This window comes from Methylophilus methylotrophus DSM 46235 = ATCC 53528, assembly GCF_000378225.1.
In the GTDB taxonomy this organism is placed as follows: Bacteria; Pseudomonadota; Gammaproteobacteria; order Burkholderiales; family Methylophilaceae; genus Methylophilus; species Methylophilus methylotrophus.
The window spans coordinates 763,548-784,216 of sequence record NZ_KB905141.1; the positions used below are offsets into that span (position 1 = coordinate 763,548).

The following is a 20,669-nucleotide window of genomic DNA, read 5'->3' on the forward strand; positions in this document are numbered from 1 at the left end:
GTGATTACCTTATGCGGCAATGCTGCTGGAGAAACCTGTCCTGCTTATTGAGAGATAGCGATGCCTGGCACTTGCGGGTCAAAGCCACACTGGAGCTGAAGCGGGGAGCGGAAATACAAGCTAGCCTATCGCGTCTGCTCAGGGGGCCATATTGAAGCTTTCTTAACACTGGATGAATCACAGTGTTGAATAACCCTGAAGCCTTGCAAACGCAGTGACAAACCATCGGCCAGATTGGATAAGTGTCAGCGAATCATCGCTGCACCATCAGAACGGCTTGCGTGGCTCCAGGTGACGGAAAATAATGCGGCCTTTATCCATATCATAAGGCGACATTTCAATGGTGATTTTGTCCCCGGCCAGGATACGGATCTTGTGTTTACGCATCTTGCCGCCGGTATATGCAATCAATTCATGACCATTATCCAGTTTCACGCGATAACGCGCATCTGGCAGAATCTCAGTCACCGCACCTTGCATTTCAATTAATTCTTCTTTTGCCATTCAGCATCCTTTTTAACAATAAAAAAGCCCGGATTGGCCGGGCTTTTTCCGTTAGGTTGCTCAAAAGCAACCCTGCGGACAATCATTGAATTATTCAATAATTTGAATGTTTGCAGCTTGCTTGCCTTTAGGACCAGTAGCTACTTCAAAGCTTACGCGCTGATTTTCTTTCAATGTTTTGAAGCCTGCAGATTGAATTGCAGAAAAATGTGCGAACAAATCTTCGCCGCCGTTATCCGGAGTAATAAAACCAAAACCTTTAGAATCGTTAAACCATTTAACAGAACCTGTCACCATAATAAATCCTTGAATAAAAATAAAAAATCGGGCAAAAACCCATAAAAACGAGGATCAAGATGGCGAGAAGTAACGATAGAACCAAAAGATAGAACCGGAGAACAACAACACTACTTGAACGTCGTGAGGTTGTACTATGCACGTAATATTGAATATTGGCAACAAGTATTTAATCATCCGGCGAAAATCAAAGAACGATAACAGGCCGGGAGTCATCATAATGATGACCATGAGGCAGGTATCTCGCGCACAAGATAATCCATAAATACCCTGACCTTATTGGTGATTGCGTGCTTGTCGCGAAAGCATGCGTAAAACTCCAGTGGCAGACTCTCGGCGGCCATCATATCGGGATATGCTGCAGAAGGCCGGAACAGCGGGACTAACGATCCTTTTAAGATATCTTCATTGGCAACAAATGCAGCCAATCGCGCAATCCCCGCCCCTTCAAGGGCCAGCCGGTGTAAAGAGTCAATATCATTACAGATGATACTAGGCTCGATTTCAGGCTCATACAGCATGCCATTACGGTTAAATGTCCAGCTGAGCAAACGGCCATTCACTGGGATGCGGAACAGCAGGCAGTCATGCCCTGACAAGGCTTCTGGTGTTTGTGGAATGCCTTTTTGCTGAAGATAGGCTGGCGCCGCACAAAACAACACAGGGACGGTCGCAATTTTTCTGGCTACCAGGCCGGGTTCCAATTGTTGCTTAAAGCGAATGCTGATATCGATATCTTCCGTCACATGATCCAGGCTATGATCAGACAGCACCAACTCAATGGAAACTTTTGGGTAGGTGCGTGTAAATGCAGGAATCAGTGACATAAGCACATGGCGGCCAAAGGCCACCGATGACCCTATCCGCAAGCGGCCCTGCGGCTGACCTTGAAACTCGGTAATCACAGATTGTGCCTTGGCCAGCGCCTCTATGATAGGTTGCACTTCCGCATAATAAAGCTCACCACTTTCGGTCATGGCCAGTTTACGGGTTGTTCTCATCAACAAACGTGTGCCTAGCGATCTCTCCAGTCGCTGGATGTTCTGGCTGGCTGCTGCGGCAGTAATCCCTTGCAGCCTAGCGCCGGCTGCAATACTGCCTGCCTGGACGGCTTTGACAAAACTTTCTATGCTTCTCAGAGTATCCATTAACTATCGAAAATAATGATTTATTCGATAGTTTATCTTTATAGTGATTCAATATTCAAGAGACTACTGTCAGGTTTTGTATCGCTTTATAGTTCAAGCATTGATTGGAGAGCATGATGAATCAAACAAAAAACAGTTTTCGTAAAATCCCAAAAAAATTTACGCCTTACGTATTTGCCTTTTTTATGGCGGGCATCATGGCGTTTTTAATGTCCATGGTGATTGTTGCCGCCAACAGTGGTGTGCAGGCCGGTTATATTCTGCATGTGTTGCATGCATATTCACTGGCTATGCCCGTGGCGTTTTGCTGTGTATTGATCGTCAGGCCTATTGTCATGCATCTTGTCGCAAAACTGGTCGAGGCTCACTAGCGTTAACCAAAATGAAAAACGGATGCAAAAACGGCATCCGTTTAAAATTTGGAATCTGATTCTAAAATAGCGGCGAGTACAACATGACGATAAAATAACCGACAGCTGCACCGGCGAGCACATCACTGGGATAATGTAATCCCAACACCACACGCGAGACACCTACCAGCACTACAAAGGGATACACGATAGGAAATAATTGCGGGTAATAATGTAAAGCCACCATGCCGAATGCCACGGCATGCAAAGTGTGACCTGAGGGGAAGCTAAAATAGTCCAGAGGCGTGCCGCTCAATAGCACATCCTGGCGGACCTGGAAAGGCCTTGGCCGACTGGTGCGATGTTTAAGCCATTTGTAGACCAAGGTACCCGTGAGACCTGCCGTCAGCATATGCAGGCAGACATAGAGTCCGTGCTGCCCTTGCGTGATTGCAATGACGAGCATTAGCAGGTACCAGAACATGCCATCACCCATGCGCGAAATGGCGCGGAAAAAATGGCGAATCAGGCGATATTGCCCAGTATGACTGACTTTGACACACAGCCGGTTATCTACCGACTGCACCCATCCCAGTGTTTGTTGTAGTTTCAGCATCGCAGATCCTTTCCGGGACTTACCCCGACTATGCTCTTTGGGTAAGCATAGTGTGGCTGAGATGCTTGAAACTATCGTGAAGGATTGATGAAGTTAATATGACGTGTGCTTACTTCCATAGCACACGGTAAACAAAGCCGGGGAACGAGAGTACCAGGAAGACGCACAATGTAATGCTGTAGTACTCCCAGCCTTGCGGCCAAACCTGGCCCATGACGAATCGCTCTACCAGATAAGCGATGCCAAGCGTAATGAAATAGGCCGGCAACAATGCAACAAAGCGCTGCCATAACTGGCTGACTGAGCCAACGAGGCCCAGCCATTTGTCTGAGACCCAACCCAGATTTGCCATAAACAGCATAATCAACAGAAACAATAATTTTGTCGCCATGATAACTTACTGCAAACTGATCAGCAGGCTATGGCCACAAACACTGAGCAGGATTTCAGGGAACAAGCCAAGGCCCAGCAAAGCCAGTGTCTGTACACTGAGCACCAAACGCATGTCGAGCGGGGCGGTCAGCGGCGCATGATCCACAGCTTCATCAAAATACATCTTGCGGACAATATTGAGGTAGTAAAACGCGCCTATGGTCGCCATCAACACTGCCAATACCACTTGCCAGGTAAAGCCAGCCTGCCAGGCCGCTTGTAGCACGGTAAACTTGGCATAGAAGCCTACCGTTGGCGGAATCCCAGCCATACTGAACATCACAATCAGCATCAGGAAGGCATACCATGGATGGCGCTGGTTCAAGCCTTTCAGGTCATTGATTTCATCCGCCTCAAATCCCTTACGGCTTAACAGCAGAATAATGCCAAAGCCTGAAATAGACATGAGCACATAGGCGGCAATATAGAAGAAGCTGGAAGCAAAGCCGTTCGCATTCGCGCTCATCATGCCAAACATGATGAAGCCCACATTCGAGATGGTTGAATAAGCCAGCATGCGCTTGAGGTTGGTTTGTACAATGGCACTAAAGTTACCGATAATAATCGACAGCACGGCCATCAGCACTAGCATGTCTTGCCAGTCCAGCGCCAATGGATGCAAGCCTTGCACAAGCAAACGTACCGTCATGGCATATGCAGCCAGCTTGGGCACGGAACCAATCAGCAAGGTCATCGGTGTGGGTGACCCTTGGTAAACATCCGGCACCCACATCTGAAAAGGCACCGCACCGAATTTGAAAGCAATGCCTGCCACCACGAAGACGAGGCCCATAATCAGGACCGGGCTCTTGTTTTGCTGCATGATATTGTTGGCAATATCACTGACATCCAGGCTACCGGTCATGCCATAGAGCATGCTCATACCATATAAGAGCATGCCAGATGCCAGTGCGCCTAACACAAAATACTTCATGGCAGATTCAGATGCTTTAGGATTATCGCGGTCGAATGCCACCAGGGAGTACAAACAAAGCGACAACAGTTCCAGCCCGATGTAAATGGTCAGCAGATTGTGTCCTGACACCATAATCATCATCCCGAGCAAACCAAACAACACCATGGCATAGAACTCGCCACGGTAGAGGTTGCGGTCTTGCAGGTATTTACGCGTATAGACCAGGATCAGCGATGTGCTCAAATACATCATCAGCTTGATCACATCTGACAAGGTATCGTCGATAAACATATGCGAGAAGGCAAAGCCAACTGCGGGGGTATGGGTTTTAAAGGTAAAGAAAGCTGACGCAAATAGCGTGAACTGGCTCAGGCCGTAAATCATGGAACGGTTCTGAGGCAGGATAAACAAATCCAGCAACAAAATAAACATAGCCATCCCAAGGACAACCAGTTCCGGCAACAGGGCGAGCAAATCGAATTGCATATTATCCATTTTTTAAAATCCTGCCTTAATAGCCTGTGACGGGCAATTTAGAAATCGCCATATGTTTCAGGAATTCTGCACTGGTGGCCTGCATGACCTCAGTCAATGCTTGCGGGTAAACGCCAAAACCGATGACCAGCACCGCCAGAATGCTCAGGATCAGGAATTCACGTTTATTGAGGTCACTGAGTTCTGACACATGATGGTTGGTCACGTTGCCAAAAAACACACGCTTGGTCATCCATAAAGTATATGCCGCCCCAAAAATCAGGGTTGTCGCCGCGAAGAACGCTACCCAGAAGTTGAATTTGACTGCAGCCAGGATCACCATAAACTCACCGACAAAGCCTGAGGTCCCTGGCAAGCCACTGTTGGCCATGGCAAACAGCACGGCAAATGCCGCGAAAACTGGCATTTTGTTAACCACCCCGCCATAGGCCGAGATTTCACGACTATGCACGCGGTCATACAACACACCTACACTGAGGAACATGGCAGAAGAAATAAAGCCATGCGAAATCATCTGCACCATGGCGCCTTCCAGTGCCAGCTGGCCAAACATGAAGAAACCAAGTGTGACAAAGCCCATGTGCGAAATCGAGGAATAAGCAATCAGCTTCTTCATGTCTTTTTGCACCAGGGCAACCAGCGCAATATAGACCACCGCGATCAATGACAGCACAATCATGGCGGTACTAAAGTAATGCGCAGCATCGGGTGCAATCGGCATGGCGAAACGCAGGAAGCTGTAACCACCTAGCTTCAACGCAATCGCTGCCAGCACCACGGACCCCCCAGTGGGCGCTTCCACGTGTGCATCCGGCAACCAGGTATGTACCGGCCACATCGGGATCTTCACGGCAAACGCCATAAAGAAGGCAATAAAAATATAAATCTGTGCTTGCAGACTCAATGGCAACAAGTAGTAGTCAGCCAGCTCAAAACTGCCGGTCTGGTGATACAGGTAAATGAATGCCACCAGCATTAACAGGGAACCGAGCAAGGTATACAAGAAAAACTTGATCGTGGCGTAAACTCGATTTGGCCCGCCCCAGATACCAATCACCAGGAACATCGGGATCAGCATGGCTTCCCAGAACACGTAGTAGAGAATCGCATCCAGTGCTGTAAATACACCTATCATGATGCCGCTCATGATCAGGAAGGCCGCCATATATTGCGCAATGTGGTTGGTGATCACTTCCCAGCCAGCCAGCACCACAATCACAGTTGTAAAACTGGTCAATAGCACCAGGGGCATCGAAAATCCATCAATGCCCAGGTGGTAATGCATATTGAATGCGGGCACCCAGGGCAATAGTTCTTCAAACTGGAAGAATCCATCCTGCACATCAAACAAGGTGTACAGCGGCACCGTCACCAGAAAACTGACCAGGCTGCCAGTCAATGCCAGCCAGCGCGTCAATGTGGCCTTATGGTCACCCCCCAGCAACAATACCAGCACGCCGGAAAGCACCGGTAGCCAGACGGCCAGACTTAACCAGGAAATACTTGTGAGGTCGGCTTGCATCATTAGTTAATTTTGATAAAGAAAGTCATGAGTAGGAATACGCCAATAATCATGGCAAAGGCGTAGTGATAAATTAAACCGGATTGCAGGTTGCGTATTTTGGCCGCAATCTTGCCCATGGTATTGGCGGTGCCATTCACCATCGCGCCATCAATCAGCGTGATATCGCCAAACTTCCATAACAGGCTACCCAGGCAGCGTGATCCACCGGCAAAAAACTTTTCGTTAAAGCTGTCAAAGCCGTATTTGTTTTCAAGGATATTGTAGATCACGATAAACCGTGCCTTGATCGCAGCAGGAATATCCGGACGCTTCATATAGAAGAACCAAGACAATAGCACGCCTGAGGCCGCCAGGAAAAATGGCAGGCTGGTGAAGCCATGTATCGCCATGCCTGCCGGGCTATGCATAAACTCGTGGTAGTGATGGGCGAGGTGCTCCATGGCAGGATGCGCTTCAGGATTCACAAAAATCACATTCTTGAAGAAATCGCCGTACAGCATGGGTTCCAGTGCAATGTACCCAATCACCAGTGAGGGGATCGCCAGCAACGCCAATGGCAAGGTAACGACCCAGCCTGGCTCATGTGGATTGTCATTTGGCCCCAGGCCATGATGATGCTCTTCGTCGTGTGCATGATCATCATGATGCGCGTCGTCATGGTGTTCGTCTGCATGTGCGACATGTGCATGGTCATCATGTTTGGCATGGCGCCATTTTTCTTCTCCATGGAACACCAGGAAATACAAGCGGAATGAATAGAAGGCAGTGACAAACACACCGACAATCACGGCAAAATAAGCAAAGCCGCTACCAGGAATATGCGACAACTCAACCGCTTCGATGATGCTGTCTTTGGAGTAGAACCCGGCAAAGAAAGGCGTACCGATCAACGCCAGAGAACCGATCAAAGAGGTGATCCAGGTGACGGGCTGGTATTTCTTGAGGTTACCCATGTTGCGGATATCCTGGTCATGGTGCATGCCCATAATCACAGAACCGGCACCCAGGAATAACAACGCCTTAAAGAACGCATGGGTCATCAGATGGAAAATCGCCACCGAATAAGCAGAGGCGCCCAGTGCAACGGTCATATAACCCAGTTGTGATAAGGTGGAATAAGCCACCACGCGTTTGATATCGTTCTGGATAATGCCCAGGAAGCCCATGAACAGCGCAGTGATCGCACCAATCACCATCACGGTCGACAAGGCCGTGGTAGACAATTCATATAAAGGTGACATGCGTGCCACCATAAAGATACCGGCGGTCACCATGGTCGCCGCGTGGATCAGCGCAGAAATCGGTGTAGGGCCTTCCATTGAGTCTGGCAGCCAGACGTGCAGCGGGACTTGTGCCGATTTACCCATGGCACCCACAAACAGCAGCAGGCATGTCACAGTCATCAGCGACCAGTTGCAGGCACCGAGTAGATTGACTTCGGTATTGGCAAATTCGGGGGCGCGCTGGAACACCGTGGCGTAATCCAGGCTGCCAAAGTAATACAGCACCATGCCAATGCCCAACAGGAAACCAAAATCCCCTACCCGGTTCACCAGGAATGCCTTGAGGTTGGCATAAATCGCCGTTGGGCGCGTGAACCAGAAACCAATCAACAGGTAAGACACCAGGCCCACGGCCTCCCAGCCAAAGAACAGCTGCATGAAGTTGTTACTCATGACCAGCATCAGCATGGAGAACGTGAACAGTGAAATATAACTGAAGAAACGGCTGTAACCGGGGTCTTCTGCCATATAGCCTATGGTGTAGATATGCACCATGAGTGAAACAAACGTCACCACCACCATCATCATGGCACTGAGGTTGTCGATGAGGAAACCCACCTCAAAATGCACGTCACCGGAATTCAGCCAGGTATAGACAGCTTCATTAAGCGTAAAACCGCTCAGTGTCTGGTTGAAAATATAAGCAGACAAGACAAAAGCAGCGCCGACGCCAGCAATTGTGACCACATGGCCGGCCCAGCGCGGCAAATAATTACGGAAAATACCCACGATGGCCGCTGCGATTAATGGCAGCGATGGAATCAATATCAGGATTTGTTTTATTGTCATCACGCTTAACCTTTTAACTGATCCAGATCGTCGACGTTGATGGTATGCAGGTTACGGAACAGCACCACCAGAATCGCCAGGCCAATCGCAGATTCTGCCGCTGCCACAGTTAGGATAAAAAACACAAACACCTGGCCGCCAATATCATTCAGGTAATGCGAAAAAGCCACAAAATTGAGGTTCACCGCTAATAACATCAGCTCGATGGCCATCAACAGAATGATCACGTTTTTACGGTTGAGGAAGATACCGATCACGCTAATGGCAAACATCAGTGCGCCCAGTATCAGGTAGTGAGACAAACCAACCATGATTACTTTTTCTCCTCTGCAGTCTGTGCCGGAGCTTCTACTTCGGCAGGCATGGACACGATGCGCAGACGGTCGTTACGCTTGACTTTCACCTGCTCGGCCGGGTTCATGGATTTATTATCCTTGCGCTCGCGCAGGGTCAGCACGATTGCCGCAATCATCGCGACCAGCAATACCACTGCCGCCAGCTCAAAGGGTAACAGGTAGTCTGTATACAACACTTTACCCAACGCTGCGGTGTTGCTGTAATTGGCAGGCAGTTCAACAGCCTGGGTAGGATGCAGGTTTTTCTCGGCCAAGACCATGGTCATTTCAACTACCATCAACAGGCCGATCAGGCCAGCCATGGGCAGGTACTCCCAGAAGCCTTCGCGTAATTTGTCCAGGTTGATATCCAGCATCATCACCACAAACAGGAACAGCACCATGACCGCGCCCACATACACCAGGATTAGCGCAATGGCCAGGAATTCGGCTTCGAGTAACAGCCAGATACCTGCGGCGGTAAAAAAAGCAAGCACCAGGAACAATGCTGCATGCACCGGGTTGCGTGTTGTAATCACGCGGATGCCGGAGAACAGCAATATCGCAGCCAGCACATAAAAAACAATATCGGTAAATACCATGATTCTTCCTGTTTGCCCTTATCGATACACTTATTTTTATCTGTAGGTTTATCTGTAAACTTTGTCTTGGGCGCGGTCTGCTGCAATTTGCGCCTCGTACTTGTCACCAATTTCCAGCAACATTTTCTTGGTATAAACCAGGTCGCCCCGCTGTTCGCCGTGATAATCAAAAATACGGGTTTCCACAATGCTGTCTACCGGGCAGGACTCTTCACAGAAGCCACAAAAAATACACTTGGTCAGGTCAATATCGTAGCGCGTGGTACGGCGCGTACCATCATCACGTTGCTCGGATTCAATGGTAATCGCCAGTGCCGGGCAGACCGCTTCGCACAGTTTGCAGGCAATACAACGCTCTTCACCATTGGGATAGCGGCGCAGTGCATGCAACCCACGGAAACGGTTGGATTGTGGCGTACGCTCTTCCGGGTACTGAATAGTGATTTTTTTAGCAAAGAAATAGCGTCCGGTCAGGGCCATGCCTTTCAGCATTTCCCATAACATCAAACTGCCCAATGTATTTTTAATCGAATTCAACATGGTAAGGTTTCCAAAATCCTTGTCTGTGCATTACCCACTGGCGGATCACGTTAGTGGAACAAATACGCCCACTGGGTTTGCATCATTCCCCCAACCACGATAATCCACACCAGTGTGATTGGAATAAATACTTTCCAGCCCAGACGCATGATCTGGTCATAACGGTAACGCGGAAAGGTCGCGCGGAACCACAGGAACAGGAACAGCAGGAATGCGACTTTTGCCAGCAGCCACAAGATGCTGTCCGGCAGGAAAGGTACAGGTGATAACCAGCCACCGAGGAACATCAACGCTGCCAGCATGGAAACCAGCATCATGTTAGCGTACTCGGCCAGGAAGAACACGGCAAAAGCCATGCCGGAATATTCCACATGGAAACCCGCCACAATCTCGGACTCACCTTCGGCCACGTCAAACGGAGCGCGGTTGGTTTCAGCCACGGCACTGATGAAATACACTACAAACAGCGGGAACAATGGCAGGAAATACCAGTGCCAGAAACCACCCTCCTGCCCCATGACAATCTTACCCAGGTTGAGCGAGTTGGCACACATCAGCACACCAACCAGGGTAAAACCCATGGCAATTTCATAAGAGACAATCTGCGCAGCAGAACGCAATGAACCGAGGAAGGCGTATTTGGAATTAGAGGCCCAACCGGCAATAATCACACCATAGACAGCGACTGATGTCATGGCCAGAATGTATAACAGTCCGGCATCCACATTCGCCAACACCAGGGTGGCATCAAAAGGAATCACAGCCCAGGCCGCAAATGCAGGTGCAATCGCCAGGATAGGCCCAATAAAAAACAAGGCTTTGTTGGAAGCGGTGGGCAGGATAATTTCTTTGAATAGCAGCTTTAAACCATCGGCTAAAGGTTGTAATAGACCAAAATACCCCACACGGTTAGGGCCAATACGTACCTGCATATAGCCGATCACCTTACGCTCGGCATAAGTCAGGTAAGCTACGCAAATCATCAACGGCAGCACGATCGCTACAATTTTAACGAGCGTCCATAACACCAGCTGCACGTCTGTCCAGTAAGAACCAAATAATTCAGCAAAGAATTGCATGTTATGCCATCTCGGTCAGTTGTTTTTCGTAAATTGCCACTTGCTCGGCGGTGGCTTTTTCAATAGTGATATCGCCCATCAGATCACCCAGGCCGGCAGTCAGTGGATGCGCCGCAGCCACGCGTACGCAACCTTTGGCCACATGGTTATCCAATCGTACTTTGAGTACAGCACTGCCCTTGTCCTGGCGAGCCACGACGATATCGCCATCCTGCAAGCCCAATTCTGCCAATTGCTCGGCCCGCATGCGCGCCATCGGACGGATGTTGTACTTGGTTTTTTGCAATGGTGCGGAACGCCGCACAATTGGGTCAAATTCGTATTGCGGCACCTCGCCTATGCGCTGCAGGCCCTCTTTCTTGATATTGACCTGAATTTCTACCAGTTCTTTCAGGTTATTGTTCAAGCTACGCCACACCACGGCAGAAGGCTTCTCGCCATTGAAGATGGCATTTTTCACTTCTTCTGAGCTGTTGAAATCAAAGCCGCTCAAGCCCAGGGTATTGGCCAGTACGCGCAGTACCTTCCAGCCTGGCCGCGCTTCTCCCAGCGGACGTGTCACCGCCTGGAAGCTTTGTACACGACCTTCCATACTCATGAACGTGCCTGATGTTTCAGTAAAAGGCGTAATTGGCAACAGGATATCTGCATTTTCAAGTGCTGGGGATTTATACGCAGTCAACGCAATCACACACTCGGCTTTCGCCATGGCTGCACTGGCCAGGGCTGCATGCTGGCAGTCCAGTTCAGGCTCTATATTCAGTAACAGATAGGCCTTGCGTGGCACCTCCAGCATGGCGCGTGCATGCATGCCGGTGGCTGAAGGCATGACGCCCATGAGGTGCATGCCGGTACTGTTTGCCGCTGGCGGCAAAATTCCACCCTTGGCACCAGTAATGCCTCCTATGGCTTCAGCCATGCTGTACATTTCAGTAAAACGCGGGTCGCTCAAGGCCATATTGCCTAGGAAAATACCCACCTTGGGTGCAATCAGGATCAAATCTTCACTGATACCAGCCAGGCACTCGGCAATTTTCTGTGTGTTTGGACGTACTTTAATTTCTTCGAGCAATTTGTTCAATGTCGGTGGCAAGCACAAAGACAGTTTTTGCAAGCCGGACATGGCCTTGAGAATCTGGCCCAGAACATTGACCATATCATTAGGACGCACAATCACTTTGTGCGCAATATCCATCAATGGATCGTTATCCAGCGGGCTGACGATGCACAACTCAGCACCATTAGAGACGGCCTTGCGGATACGTTGTGCCAGCAAAGGATGCTCATTGCGGATATTGGAACCAATCAGCAGGATACGGTCCAGCTCTTCGATTTCCTGGATATTGCATCCCATCCATGGGGTGCCTGTGCGTTTGCCGTCCAGGCGGAAATCCGTCTGGCGCAAACGGTAATCCACATTGCCACAGCCCAGGCCTTCTGCCAGCTGTTTGATGAGGTAGCCCTCTTCCATGGTGCTATTGGGCGAAACCAGCACACCCAGCGCATCACCACCAGACTCCTTGGTGATGTCTTTCAGCTGGCCAGCGGCAAATTCGAGTGCAGTTTTCCAGTCTGTCTCCTGCCATTGGCCGTTGTGCTTGATCATGGGCACTTTCAATCGGTCAGGACTATTCAGACCTTCATAGGAAAAACGGTCGCGGTCAGAGAGCCAGCATTCGTTAATTGACTCTTTTTCACGCGGCAGCACACGCATGACCTTGTTGTCTTTGACATGCACTTCAATATGCGAACCCAGGCCATCATGCGGGGCAATGGAAGGACGACGTACCAGCTCCCAGCTACGGGCGGAGTAGCGGAATGGTTTACTGGTCAAAGCACCGACCGGGCACAAATCAATAATGTTACCACTCAGTTCGGAGTTTACAGATTGGTCTACATAGGCCGTAATCTCGGCATGCTCGCCACGGTTCACCAGGCCCAGCTCCTGCATGCCGCCCACTTCCTTGAGGAAGCGCACACAACGCGTACACTGGATGCAACGTGTCATATCGGTACTTACCAACGGGCCGATATTTTTGTTGAATACCACGCGTTTTTCTTCCGTGTAGCGTGAGCCGGAGGCGCCGTAAGCTACCGCGATATCCTGCAAGTCACATTCACCTCCCTGATCGCAAATCGGGCAATCCAGCGGATGGTTAATCAGCAGAAATTCCATCACACTCTGCTGGGCTTCGACCGCTGACTTACTACGTGTGTAAATCTTCATGCCATCCGCCACCGGCGTTGCACAAGCAGGCAGCGGTTTATTAAATTTTTCTACCTGTACCAGGCACATGCGACAGTTGGCGGCCACCGATAGTTTTTTGTGGTAGCAAAAGCGCGGGATGGCGATCCCAGCGGCATCCGCAGCATCAATAATGGTGCTGCCATGTTCGACTTCTAGTGGTTTGCCGTCAATTTCGATGTTTAGCATGTGATTACCGTTAAGCTTAAAACCGTTTATTTACCATCTACCATGGATTTGCCATGCTGGATGTAGTATTCAAATTCCGGACGGAAGTGCTTGATAAAACTCAATACCGGAGTGGCTGCAGCATCACCAAGGGCACAAATCGTGCGGCCAGAAATGTTGTTGCTTAAGTCAGTCAGTAGATCCAGGTCTTCCATCTTGCCTTTGCCGTCAACAATACGCTCAATGATGCGATATACCCAACCGGTCCCCTCACGGCAAGGCGTACATTGACCACAGCTTTCTTCATAGAAGAAATAGCTCAAACGCTTGAGCGTTTTCACCATACAGGTGGTTTCGTCCATGACAATCATGGAGCCTGCACCCAGGCTGGAACCCGCTTTGCTCAGGCCATCATAGTCCATCGTGGCATTTTCAATGGCACTTGCGGGCATGACTGCTGTGGAGGGACCTCCAGGAATGACAGCCTTTAGCTTGCGTCCTTTCCAGACGCCACCTGCCATTTCCAGCAGTTCTTTAAATGGCGTGCCCATTTTGATTTCGTAGTTGCCTGGTTTTTCGACATGACCAGATACCGAGAACAACTTACTGCCACCGGAGTTAGGCACACCGAGATCAGCAAACGCCTGGCCGCCATGCTGCATGATCCATGGGATAGACGCATAGCTTTCAGTGTTGTTCACATTGGTTGGTTTGCCAAAGACGCCATAACTGGCGGGGAATGGTGGTTTGAAGCGGGGCTGTCCTTTTTTGCCTTCGATAGACTCAATGAGCGCAGTTTCTTCGCCGCAGATATAAGCACCGTAACCATGGACAGCATAGAGGTCAAAGCTGAATTCGGTGCCAAACAGATTTTCACCGAGGTACCCGGCTTCACGTGCTTCAGCCAGCGCAGCCTCAAAAATTTCATAATCTTGCCAGATTTCGCCGTGAATATAGTTATAACCCACGCGTGCACCCAAGGTGTAGGCGGCAATCGCCATGCCTTCGATCAACTGGTGCGGGTTGTAACGGATAATATCGCGGTCTTTAAATGTGCCTGGCTCGCCTTCATCAGTATTACATACCAGGTACTTAGTGCCATCGTAATAACGCGGCATAAAACTCCATTTGAGGCCTGTCGGAAAGCCAGCCCCACCGCGGCCACGCAAATTGGAGAGTTTTACCTGGCTGATAATGTCAGGGGCTTTAATTTTTTCAGTCACCAAGCGCTTGAGCTGTGCATAACCACCCAGTTTTTCATAGGTCGCCAATGCAGCAGGATTTTCTTCCGTCAGCGTGCGCAGGGTCACCAAGGTCTGACCAGCCAAATCGGTTTTAACCACCGGTCTACCGTTCACAGTCGAATTTGAAGTCTTTACCATGTCCAGTTCCTTAGCCCTTGTTAAGCTCGTTAATCAGGGCATCCACCTTTTCAGTGGTCAGAAATTCATGCATTTCACTATTATTCACATGCAACAAAGGTGCCCCGCCGCAACAACCCATGCACTCACCTTCTTTGAGGCAAAATTTACCATCGGGAGTCACTTCGTTAAAACCAACACCCAATTTGTGTTGCAGATGTTCCACTATTTCGTCAGAACCGCGCAGCATGCAGGAAATATTGGTACAGATCGTAATCTTGTACTGGCCAACGGGTTCCAGATCGTACATGTTATAAAAGGTCGCGACTTCCAGCGCCGCAATTTCTGGAATGCGCAAATATTTGGCTACTTCAGAAATGCTTTCTTTGGATAACCAGCCGCGTTCCATTTGTACAATCCGCAACGCGGACATCACCGCCGCCTGACGTCTGTCTGCAGGGTATTTGGACAGTTCGTATTCAATCTTTTCAATGGATTCTGCACTGAGCATGCTTGTACCTTGTCTTTTCGATCCGTGCTACCGCTTCATTCCGTGTATGCGTTCTGCTTACCTGTCGATTTCGCCGAACACAATATCTTGTGTACCAATAATCGCAACCAGGTCAGCAATCATGTGACCTCTGGTCATTTCATCCAATGCGGCCAAATGAGCAAAGCCCGGCGCACGGATTTTCAGACGGTATGGTTTATTGGCACCATCTGACACCATGTAAATACCAAACTCACCTTTGGGATGTTCTACTGCAGCGTAGGCTTCACCTGCAGGCACATGAAAACCTTCAGTAAATAACTTGAAGTGGTGGATCAAGTCTTCCATATTGGTTTTCATGCCTTCGCGGTTAGGCGGTGCAATCTTGTTGTCATCAGTGATGACCGGGCCAGGATTCTTGCGCAACCAATCTATACATTGCTTGATGATGCGGTTGGACTGGCGCATCTCTTCCACGCGCACCAGGTAACGGTCATAACAGTCGCCATTGACGCCAATCGGAATATCAAAGTCCATTTTGTCGTAGACTTCGTATGGCTGTTTTTTGCGTAAATCCCAGGCAATACCGGAGCCGCGCAACATAGCACCCGTCATGCCCAAAGCCAGGGCACGCTCTGGAGTAACCACGCCAATTCCCACAGTACGCTGTTTCCAGATACGGTTATCTGTCAGCAGGGTTTCATATTCATCAACATAAGTCGGGAAACGGTTGGTGAAGTCTTCAATGAAGTCCAGCATGGAACCCTGGCGGTTTTCATTAAGCTTCTTGATTTCGTCAGCACTGCGGAACTTAGTGGTTTCGTGCTGTGGCATTTTTTCCGGCAGGTCACGATAGACGCCACCTGGACGGTAATAGGCAGCATGCATACGCGCGCCCGAAACCGCTTCGTACACATCAAACAAATCTTCACGCTCGCGGAAAGCGTACAGGAACACAGTCATCGCGCCCACGTCCAACGCATGCGCCCCCAGCCACAGCAAGTGGTTGAGAATACGGGTGATTTCGTCGAACATGACACGGATATATTGGGCACGCACGGGCACATCTATGCCCAGCATCTTTTCAATCGCCATCACATACGCATGTTCATTGGCCATCATGGACACATAGTCCAGGCGGTCCATATACGGCACGCTTTGCAGATAAGTGCGGTTTTCAGCTAGCTTTTCCGTGGCCCTGTGCAACAAGCCAATATGCGGGTCAGCGCGCTGGATCACTTCACCATCCAACTCCAGCACCAGGCGTAGCACACCGTGCGCCGCAGGGTGCTGAGGGCCGAAGTTCATTGTGTAGTTCTTAATCTCAGCCATGGTGAGCACCCTCGTCGCGAATCACGCGCGGTACGTTATTACGGAATTCAACCGAGACAGGCTGGTAAATCACGCGCTGTTGCACCGGGTCATAGCGCATTTCTACGTTACCGATCATGGGGAAGTCTTTACGGAAAGGATGACCGACAAAACCATAATCCGTCAGCAGGCGGCGTAAGTCCGGATGGTTTTCAAACATGATGCCATACAGGTCAAACGCTTCACGTTCAAACCAATTGGCGACAGGCCAGATATCCACCAGAGTAGGGAATACAGGGAAGTCATCATCAGCGGCAAAAGCACGGATACGTACGCGCTGATTCAAACTCACAGACAACATATGCAGCACTACCGCAAAACGCTGGCCTTCCCAGCGGCCATCCCCGTAATCGGAATAATCCACGCCACACAGATCAATGAGCTGCTCAAACTTGAGTTCGGCATGTGTTTTCAGTTTTTCAGCCACGGCCAGCAGGTGTTTCACATGCACTTCTACTGTGATCTCACCCAGCTTTTGCTCCAGCTTGGCCACACCATCACCCAAGGCCAACTTGAGCTGTGCGGACAGATGTTCGAGTTTTGCGGACATAGTTTAATTTCTTGGGCTTAGTATATTCTGTGATCCGGGAATCTGGCTTCTTATGCGCCTCAGGTTCGGGCGATCGTGTTAGTACGCTTGATTTTCTTTTGCAACTGGATAATGCCGTACAGCAAGGCTTCCGCAGTTGGCGGACAACCAGGCACATAGACATCAACCGGCACAATACGGTCACAACCACGCACTACCGCATAAGAATAATGGTAATAGCCACCGCCGTTAGCACAGCTTCCCATGGAAATTACCCAGCGCGGTTCTGCCATCTGGTCATACACCTTGCGCAGCGCGGGAGCCATTTTATTCACTAACGTACCCGCCACAATCATTACGTCAGACTGACGCGGACTCGGGCGAAACACAATACCAAACCGGTCCAGATCATAACGAGAAGCGCCAGCATGCATCATTTCAACTGCACAGCAAGCCAGACCAAATGTCATTGGCCACAAGGAGCCGGTACGGGTGTAATTAATCACCGTATCCAGCGTGGTGGTGACGAAGCCTTTTTCTAATACGCCTTCAATGCTCATTTTGCATCAATCCCATTCAAGGGCGCCCTTCATCCATTCAAAGATGAAGCCGACCACCAATACGAATAAAAAGACCATCATTGCCCAGAAGCCAGCAGACCCAATTTCCTGGATGACTACGGCCCATGGGAAAAGAAACGCAATTTCGAGATCAAACAGGATAAACAGAATGGCGACCAGGTAATAGCGCACGTCAAATTTCATACGCGCATCCTCAAACGCCTCAAAGCCGCACTCATAAGGAGAGTTTTTTTCCGCATCAGGTTTGTGCGGAGAAAGAATTTTACCAGCGACCAGCGGCCCCAAGCCAACACCCAGGCCCACCAGGATAAACATCAGAATCGGGAAATAGTTTTCTAACACTGATTTGCCTTAATCGATCATGTTAACAAATTGTTCAATGCACTGACCCAACAGTCACCTTGAAAATTCCCAAACTATCAATTCCCTGCCAGCCATGCCAATAAAAACATGAACTGGTGCCGTCGGCGAGACTCGAACTCGCACGACTTTCGTCACTACCCCCTCAAGATAGCGTGTCTACCAATTCCACCACGACGGCTTGTACTTAATTAGGAATATCTTTGGGTGTATTTTCAACCGGCTTGGCAGTTTCTGCCGCCTCACCTTTGGCCGGAGCCTGTTGTGTCACCGCGGATTTAACCACGCTGCCAGAACCCGCCTTATGGCTGGACATAAAAGCCAACGTTAAGCTGGTTGCAAAAAACACTGTAATAAAAATCGATGTCAGCTTGCTGAGCAGGTTTGAAGACCCTGACACCCCAAACAAACTACCGGAGGCACCACTACCAAAGGCCGCGCCCATGTCGGCGCCTTTACCATGCTGCAATAAGACCAAGCCAATCACGGCAGCGGCTGCCAACACATGAATGACGAGAATGACGTTTTCCATATTTCCTTTAATCCGATAAATAAATAACGATCTGGCTTTTGGCTCTTTCGCTATCTAGACGACGCTATTTTCAGGGACGGCCTGACAGATTTTTATAAATTGCTCCGCATTGAGGGAGCAACGGCCGACCAGCGCGCCATCAATTTCCTGCTGATTTAATAATTGTACCGCATTTTGCGGGTTTACGCTGCCCCCGTAGAGGATTTTTAGCGTGTCCGCGGCGCTCTTATCTGCGGCTGATACGGTGTCACGGATAAACTGGTGCATAGCCACCGCCTGCTCTGCTGAAGCTGCAAGGCCGGTTCCAATTGCCCAAATCGGCTCATATGAAACGATGCTATTTGCGAAGGCCTCTCCGCCAAACAGACGAATAATGGTTTCCAGTTGTTTACCGACAACACGCTCCATGACACCAGCCTCGCGTTCAAGCAAGGTCTCTCCAACACACAGAATTGGCGTTAACCCATGCCGCTTGGCCATCATGAATTTTTCGGCAATATTTTCATCCGACTCGCAATAAGCAGTACTTCGCTCGGAGTGGCCGATAATCACATATTGCGCCCCAAAATCGCACAACATCCCCGCGCTCACCTCACCGGTATAAGCACCTTCCTCGTACTTGGCAAGATTCTGCGCACCCCAGGCGACGTGAGTCTCAGACAACAAAGACTGTATTTGCGCCAGATAAGGATAAGGCACACAGATAACGACATCGGCTTGGGACAATGATTTCAAGCCTTGCAGATAGCCATCAACAAGCGTGTGGTTACGGGCAAGATTGCCATGCATTTTCCAGTTGGCAACCACAATTTTGTGTGGGGAAGGAAGGGTTGTATCAGAACGGGACATGCAGCAATTAACTCACAGTGTGCGGCGCTTAGGCTCGCTTAAATTCGCGTTGCGCGAATTTTACGCCCGCATACTGTGAGCGGCAAGTGCAACAGCGGAATATCGTTGAACAACCCTTCGGCCGTTTAGTTAAGCCGTGAGGAATGGGTAATCCGTATAACCATGCTCGGTACCGCCATAGAATGTGGACGAGTCGGCTGTATTGAGTGGCGCATTTTTGGCAAAGCGAGCCACCAGGTCAGGATTAGCAATAAATGGGACGCCATAAGCAATCGCATCGGCATGACCACTGGCGATGGCTGCATTCCCGCGATCCTTGTCGTAACTCAGATTTGCAATGTAGCCATGGTTAAACAGCTTGCGTAAAGCCCCAAAATCAAAAGGCTCGGACTCGCCACCACCATGGATACCCCCTTCGACCACATGCAGATAAGCCAGGTTAAATGCATTGAGTGACTGCGCAACGTAATTAAATGTCTGCTGTGCCTGGCTGTCACGCATGTCGTTGAATGGATTCACGGGCGATAAACGTACGCCCACCTTATCTGCCCCTATGGTATCCACCACTGCCTTGACTACTTCATGCAATAAACGGCTGCGGTTTTCTACCGAGCCGCCATACTGGTCCTGGCGCTGGTTAGTACCATCACGCAGGAATTGATCCAGCAGATAGCCATTAGCTGCGTGCACCTCCACACCGTCAAATCCGGCGGCGATGGCGCACCGGGTGGCATGCACATAGTCTTGCACTATGCCTGGCAACTCGGAAGCATCCAGCGCACGTGGGGTGACGTAATCCTGCAGCCCCTGGTAAGTAAACGCCTGGCCAGCAGGTTTGATTGCAGAAGGCGCAACGGGCGTGGCCTGGTTAGGCAACAAGCTAGGATGCGAGATACGACCCACATGCCATAACTGGATCACAATTTTGCCGCCCTTGGCTTGCACGGCATCGGTGACCTTCTTCCAGCCAGCGACTTGCGCATCGGTATAAATGCCTGGCAACGCCGGATAACCATGCGCCATGGGTGAAATCGGCGTTGCTTCGGTAATAATCAACCCGGCTGTTGCGCGCTGCTCGTAATAGGTCACATTCATTGCCTGCGGCACACCACCCTCACCTGCTCGGTTACGCGTCAAAGGCGCCATCACCACACGATTTTGCAATGCAAGGCTTCCCAGATTCACTGGGGAAAACAAATCCAATGCCATATTCATCTCCATTTGTTTGATTAAGTGCGTAAAAAAGAAGCGGGATGGAGCATTCAAATGCTC

The 20,669-nt window shown here is 49.9% G+C and carries 23 protein-coding genes and 1 tRNA gene; 1 reads left to right on the forward strand and 23 read right to left on the reverse strand.

The annotated features are described in order from the left end of the window. Nucleotides 1–267: 267 nt before the first annotated feature. From infA to F463_RS0103665, 3 genes are all read right to left on the reverse strand, one after another. Nucleotides 268–504 (reverse strand): translation initiation factor IF-1, encoded by a 237-nt coding sequence (gene infA / locus F463_RS0103650; protein WP_018985695.1) that lies wholly within the window; start codon nucleotides 502–504, stop codon nucleotides 268–270. Between the two features lie 90 nt (nucleotides 505–594). Next, the gene (locus tag F463_RS0103660) at nucleotides 595–801 is read right to left on the reverse strand and encodes a cold-shock protein (RefSeq protein ID WP_018985697.1); all 207 of its coding nucleotides are present in this window, start codon (nucleotides 799–801) and stop codon (nucleotides 595–597) included. Between the two features lie 215 nt (nucleotides 802–1,016). After that, a complete protein-coding gene (locus F463_RS0103665) occupies nucleotides 1,017–1,949 on the reverse strand; it encodes a LysR family transcriptional regulator (protein WP_018985698.1) in 933 nt (310 codons plus the stop codon). A 116-nt stretch (nucleotides 1,950–2,065) separates the two neighbouring features. Between F463_RS0103665 and F463_RS0103670 the strand changes: the two genes are divergently transcribed. Further along, nucleotides 2,066–2,320 (forward strand): DUF2798 domain-containing protein, encoded by a 255-nt coding sequence (locus F463_RS0103670; protein WP_018985699.1) that lies wholly within the window; start codon nucleotides 2,066–2,068, stop codon nucleotides 2,318–2,320. A gap of 61 nt (nucleotides 2,321–2,381) precedes the next feature. Here F463_RS0103670 and F463_RS0103675 read toward each other — a convergent pair whose 3' ends face one another. From F463_RS0103675 to F463_RS0103770, 20 genes are all read right to left on the reverse strand, one after another. Continuing rightward, on the reverse strand, nucleotides 2,382–2,915 hold the full coding sequence (locus F463_RS0103675; RefSeq protein ID WP_018985700.1) for a phosphatase PAP2 family protein: 534 nt from the start codon (nucleotides 2,913–2,915) through the stop codon (nucleotides 2,382–2,384). A 109-nt stretch (nucleotides 2,916–3,024) separates the two neighbouring features. Next, entirely contained in the window at nucleotides 3,025–3,306 is a 282-nt protein-coding gene (locus F463_RS0103680) for a DUF2818 family protein (RefSeq protein ID WP_018985701.1), read from the reverse strand. A gap of 6 nt (nucleotides 3,307–3,312) precedes the next feature. Further along, the gene (gene nuoN, locus F463_RS0103685) at nucleotides 3,313–4,758 is read right to left on the reverse strand and encodes an NADH-quinone oxidoreductase subunit NuoN (RefSeq protein WP_018985702.1); all 1,446 of its coding nucleotides are present in this window, start codon (nucleotides 4,756–4,758) and stop codon (nucleotides 3,313–3,315) included. A gap of 16 nt (nucleotides 4,759–4,774) precedes the next feature. Next, nucleotides 4,775–6,283, reverse strand: a complete 1,509-nt coding sequence (locus F463_RS0103690; protein ID WP_018985703.1) for an NADH-quinone oxidoreductase subunit M — start codon at nucleotides 6,281–6,283, stop codon at nucleotides 4,775–4,777. Beyond that, nucleotides 6,283–8,355: an NADH-quinone oxidoreductase subunit L gene (gene nuoL, locus F463_RS0103695; protein ID WP_018985704.1), complete on the reverse strand. Its 2,073-nt coding sequence runs from the start codon at nucleotides 8,353–8,355 to the stop codon at nucleotides 6,283–6,285. Before nuoL ends, F463_RS0103690 begins: the two co-directional genes overlap by 1 nt. Nucleotides 8,356–8,360: 5 nt before the next feature. Continuing rightward, nucleotides 8,361–8,666 (reverse strand): NADH-quinone oxidoreductase subunit NuoK, encoded by a 306-nt coding sequence (nuoK, locus tag F463_RS0103700; protein WP_018985705.1) that lies wholly within the window; start codon nucleotides 8,664–8,666, stop codon nucleotides 8,361–8,363. A 2-nt stretch (nucleotides 8,667–8,668) separates the two neighbouring features. After that, nucleotides 8,669–9,292 carry an NADH-quinone oxidoreductase subunit J gene (locus tag F463_RS0103705; RefSeq protein ID WP_018985706.1) on the reverse strand — a complete coding sequence of 208 codons (624 nt, stop codon included), beginning with the start codon at nucleotides 9,290–9,292 and terminating at the stop codon, nucleotides 8,669–8,671. 48 nt (nucleotides 9,293–9,340) lie between these two features. Further along, on the reverse strand, nucleotides 9,341–9,832 hold the full coding sequence (nuoI, locus tag F463_RS0103710; RefSeq protein WP_018985707.1) for an NADH-quinone oxidoreductase subunit NuoI: 492 nt from the start codon (nucleotides 9,830–9,832) through the stop codon (nucleotides 9,341–9,343). A gap of 50 nt (nucleotides 9,833–9,882) precedes the next feature. Then, the gene (gene nuoH / locus F463_RS0103715) at nucleotides 9,883–10,911 is read right to left on the reverse strand and encodes an NADH-quinone oxidoreductase subunit NuoH (protein ID WP_018985708.1); all 1,029 of its coding nucleotides are present in this window, start codon (nucleotides 10,909–10,911) and stop codon (nucleotides 9,883–9,885) included. Nucleotide 10,912: 1 nt separating this feature from the next. Further along, the gene (gene nuoG / locus F463_RS0103720) at nucleotides 10,913–13,345 is read right to left on the reverse strand and encodes an NADH-quinone oxidoreductase subunit NuoG (protein ID WP_018985709.1); all 2,433 of its coding nucleotides are present in this window, start codon (nucleotides 13,343–13,345) and stop codon (nucleotides 10,913–10,915) included. A gap of 26 nt (nucleotides 13,346–13,371) precedes the next feature. Further along, on the reverse strand, nucleotides 13,372–14,706 hold the full coding sequence (gene nuoF / locus F463_RS0103725) for an NADH-quinone oxidoreductase subunit NuoF (RefSeq protein ID WP_018985710.1): 1,335 nt from the start codon (nucleotides 14,704–14,706) through the stop codon (nucleotides 13,372–13,374). Between the two features lie 10 nt (nucleotides 14,707–14,716). Beyond that, nucleotides 14,717–15,196 (reverse strand): NADH-quinone oxidoreductase subunit NuoE, encoded by a 480-nt coding sequence (nuoE, locus tag F463_RS0103730; protein ID WP_018985711.1) that lies wholly within the window; start codon nucleotides 15,194–15,196, stop codon nucleotides 14,717–14,719. 57 nt (nucleotides 15,197–15,253) lie between these two features. Further along, entirely contained in the window at nucleotides 15,254–16,507 is a 1,254-nt protein-coding gene (locus tag F463_RS0103735; RefSeq protein WP_026295273.1) for an NADH-quinone oxidoreductase subunit D, read from the reverse strand. Further along, nucleotides 16,500–17,096 (reverse strand): NADH-quinone oxidoreductase subunit C, encoded by a 597-nt coding sequence (locus F463_RS0103740; protein ID WP_018985713.1) that lies wholly within the window; start codon nucleotides 17,094–17,096, stop codon nucleotides 16,500–16,502. The genes F463_RS0103735 and F463_RS0103740 overlap by 8 nt, the downstream gene beginning before the upstream one ends. 59 nt (nucleotides 17,097–17,155) lie before the next feature. Beyond that, the gene (locus tag F463_RS14885) at nucleotides 17,156–17,635 is read right to left on the reverse strand and encodes a NuoB/complex I 20 kDa subunit family protein (protein WP_018985714.1); all 480 of its coding nucleotides are present in this window, start codon (nucleotides 17,633–17,635) and stop codon (nucleotides 17,156–17,158) included. 6 nt (nucleotides 17,636–17,641) lie between these two features. Beyond that, nucleotides 17,642–17,971 carry an NADH-quinone oxidoreductase subunit A gene (locus F463_RS14890; RefSeq protein WP_018985715.1) on the reverse strand — a complete coding sequence of 110 codons (330 nt, stop codon included), beginning with the start codon at nucleotides 17,969–17,971 and terminating at the stop codon, nucleotides 17,642–17,644. Between the two features lie 141 nt (nucleotides 17,972–18,112). Then, nucleotides 18,113–18,197 (reverse strand) — tRNA-Leu (locus F463_RS0103755). Between the two features lie 6 nt (nucleotides 18,198–18,203). Then, nucleotides 18,204–18,548 carry a preprotein translocase subunit SecG gene (gene secG / locus F463_RS0103760; protein WP_018985716.1) on the reverse strand — a complete coding sequence of 115 codons (345 nt, stop codon included), beginning with the start codon at nucleotides 18,546–18,548 and terminating at the stop codon, nucleotides 18,204–18,206. Nucleotides 18,549–18,602: 54 nt separating this feature from the next. Further along, entirely contained in the window at nucleotides 18,603–19,397 is a 795-nt protein-coding gene (gene tpiA / locus F463_RS0103765; protein ID WP_018985717.1) for a triose-phosphate isomerase, read from the reverse strand. A gap of 129 nt (nucleotides 19,398–19,526) precedes the next feature. Next, complete coding sequence (locus F463_RS0103770; RefSeq protein ID WP_018985718.1) at nucleotides 19,527–20,606, reverse strand: alkene reductase; 1,080 nt, start codon at nucleotides 20,604–20,606, stop codon at nucleotides 19,527–19,529. Nucleotides 20,607–20,669: the final 63 nt, after the last annotated feature.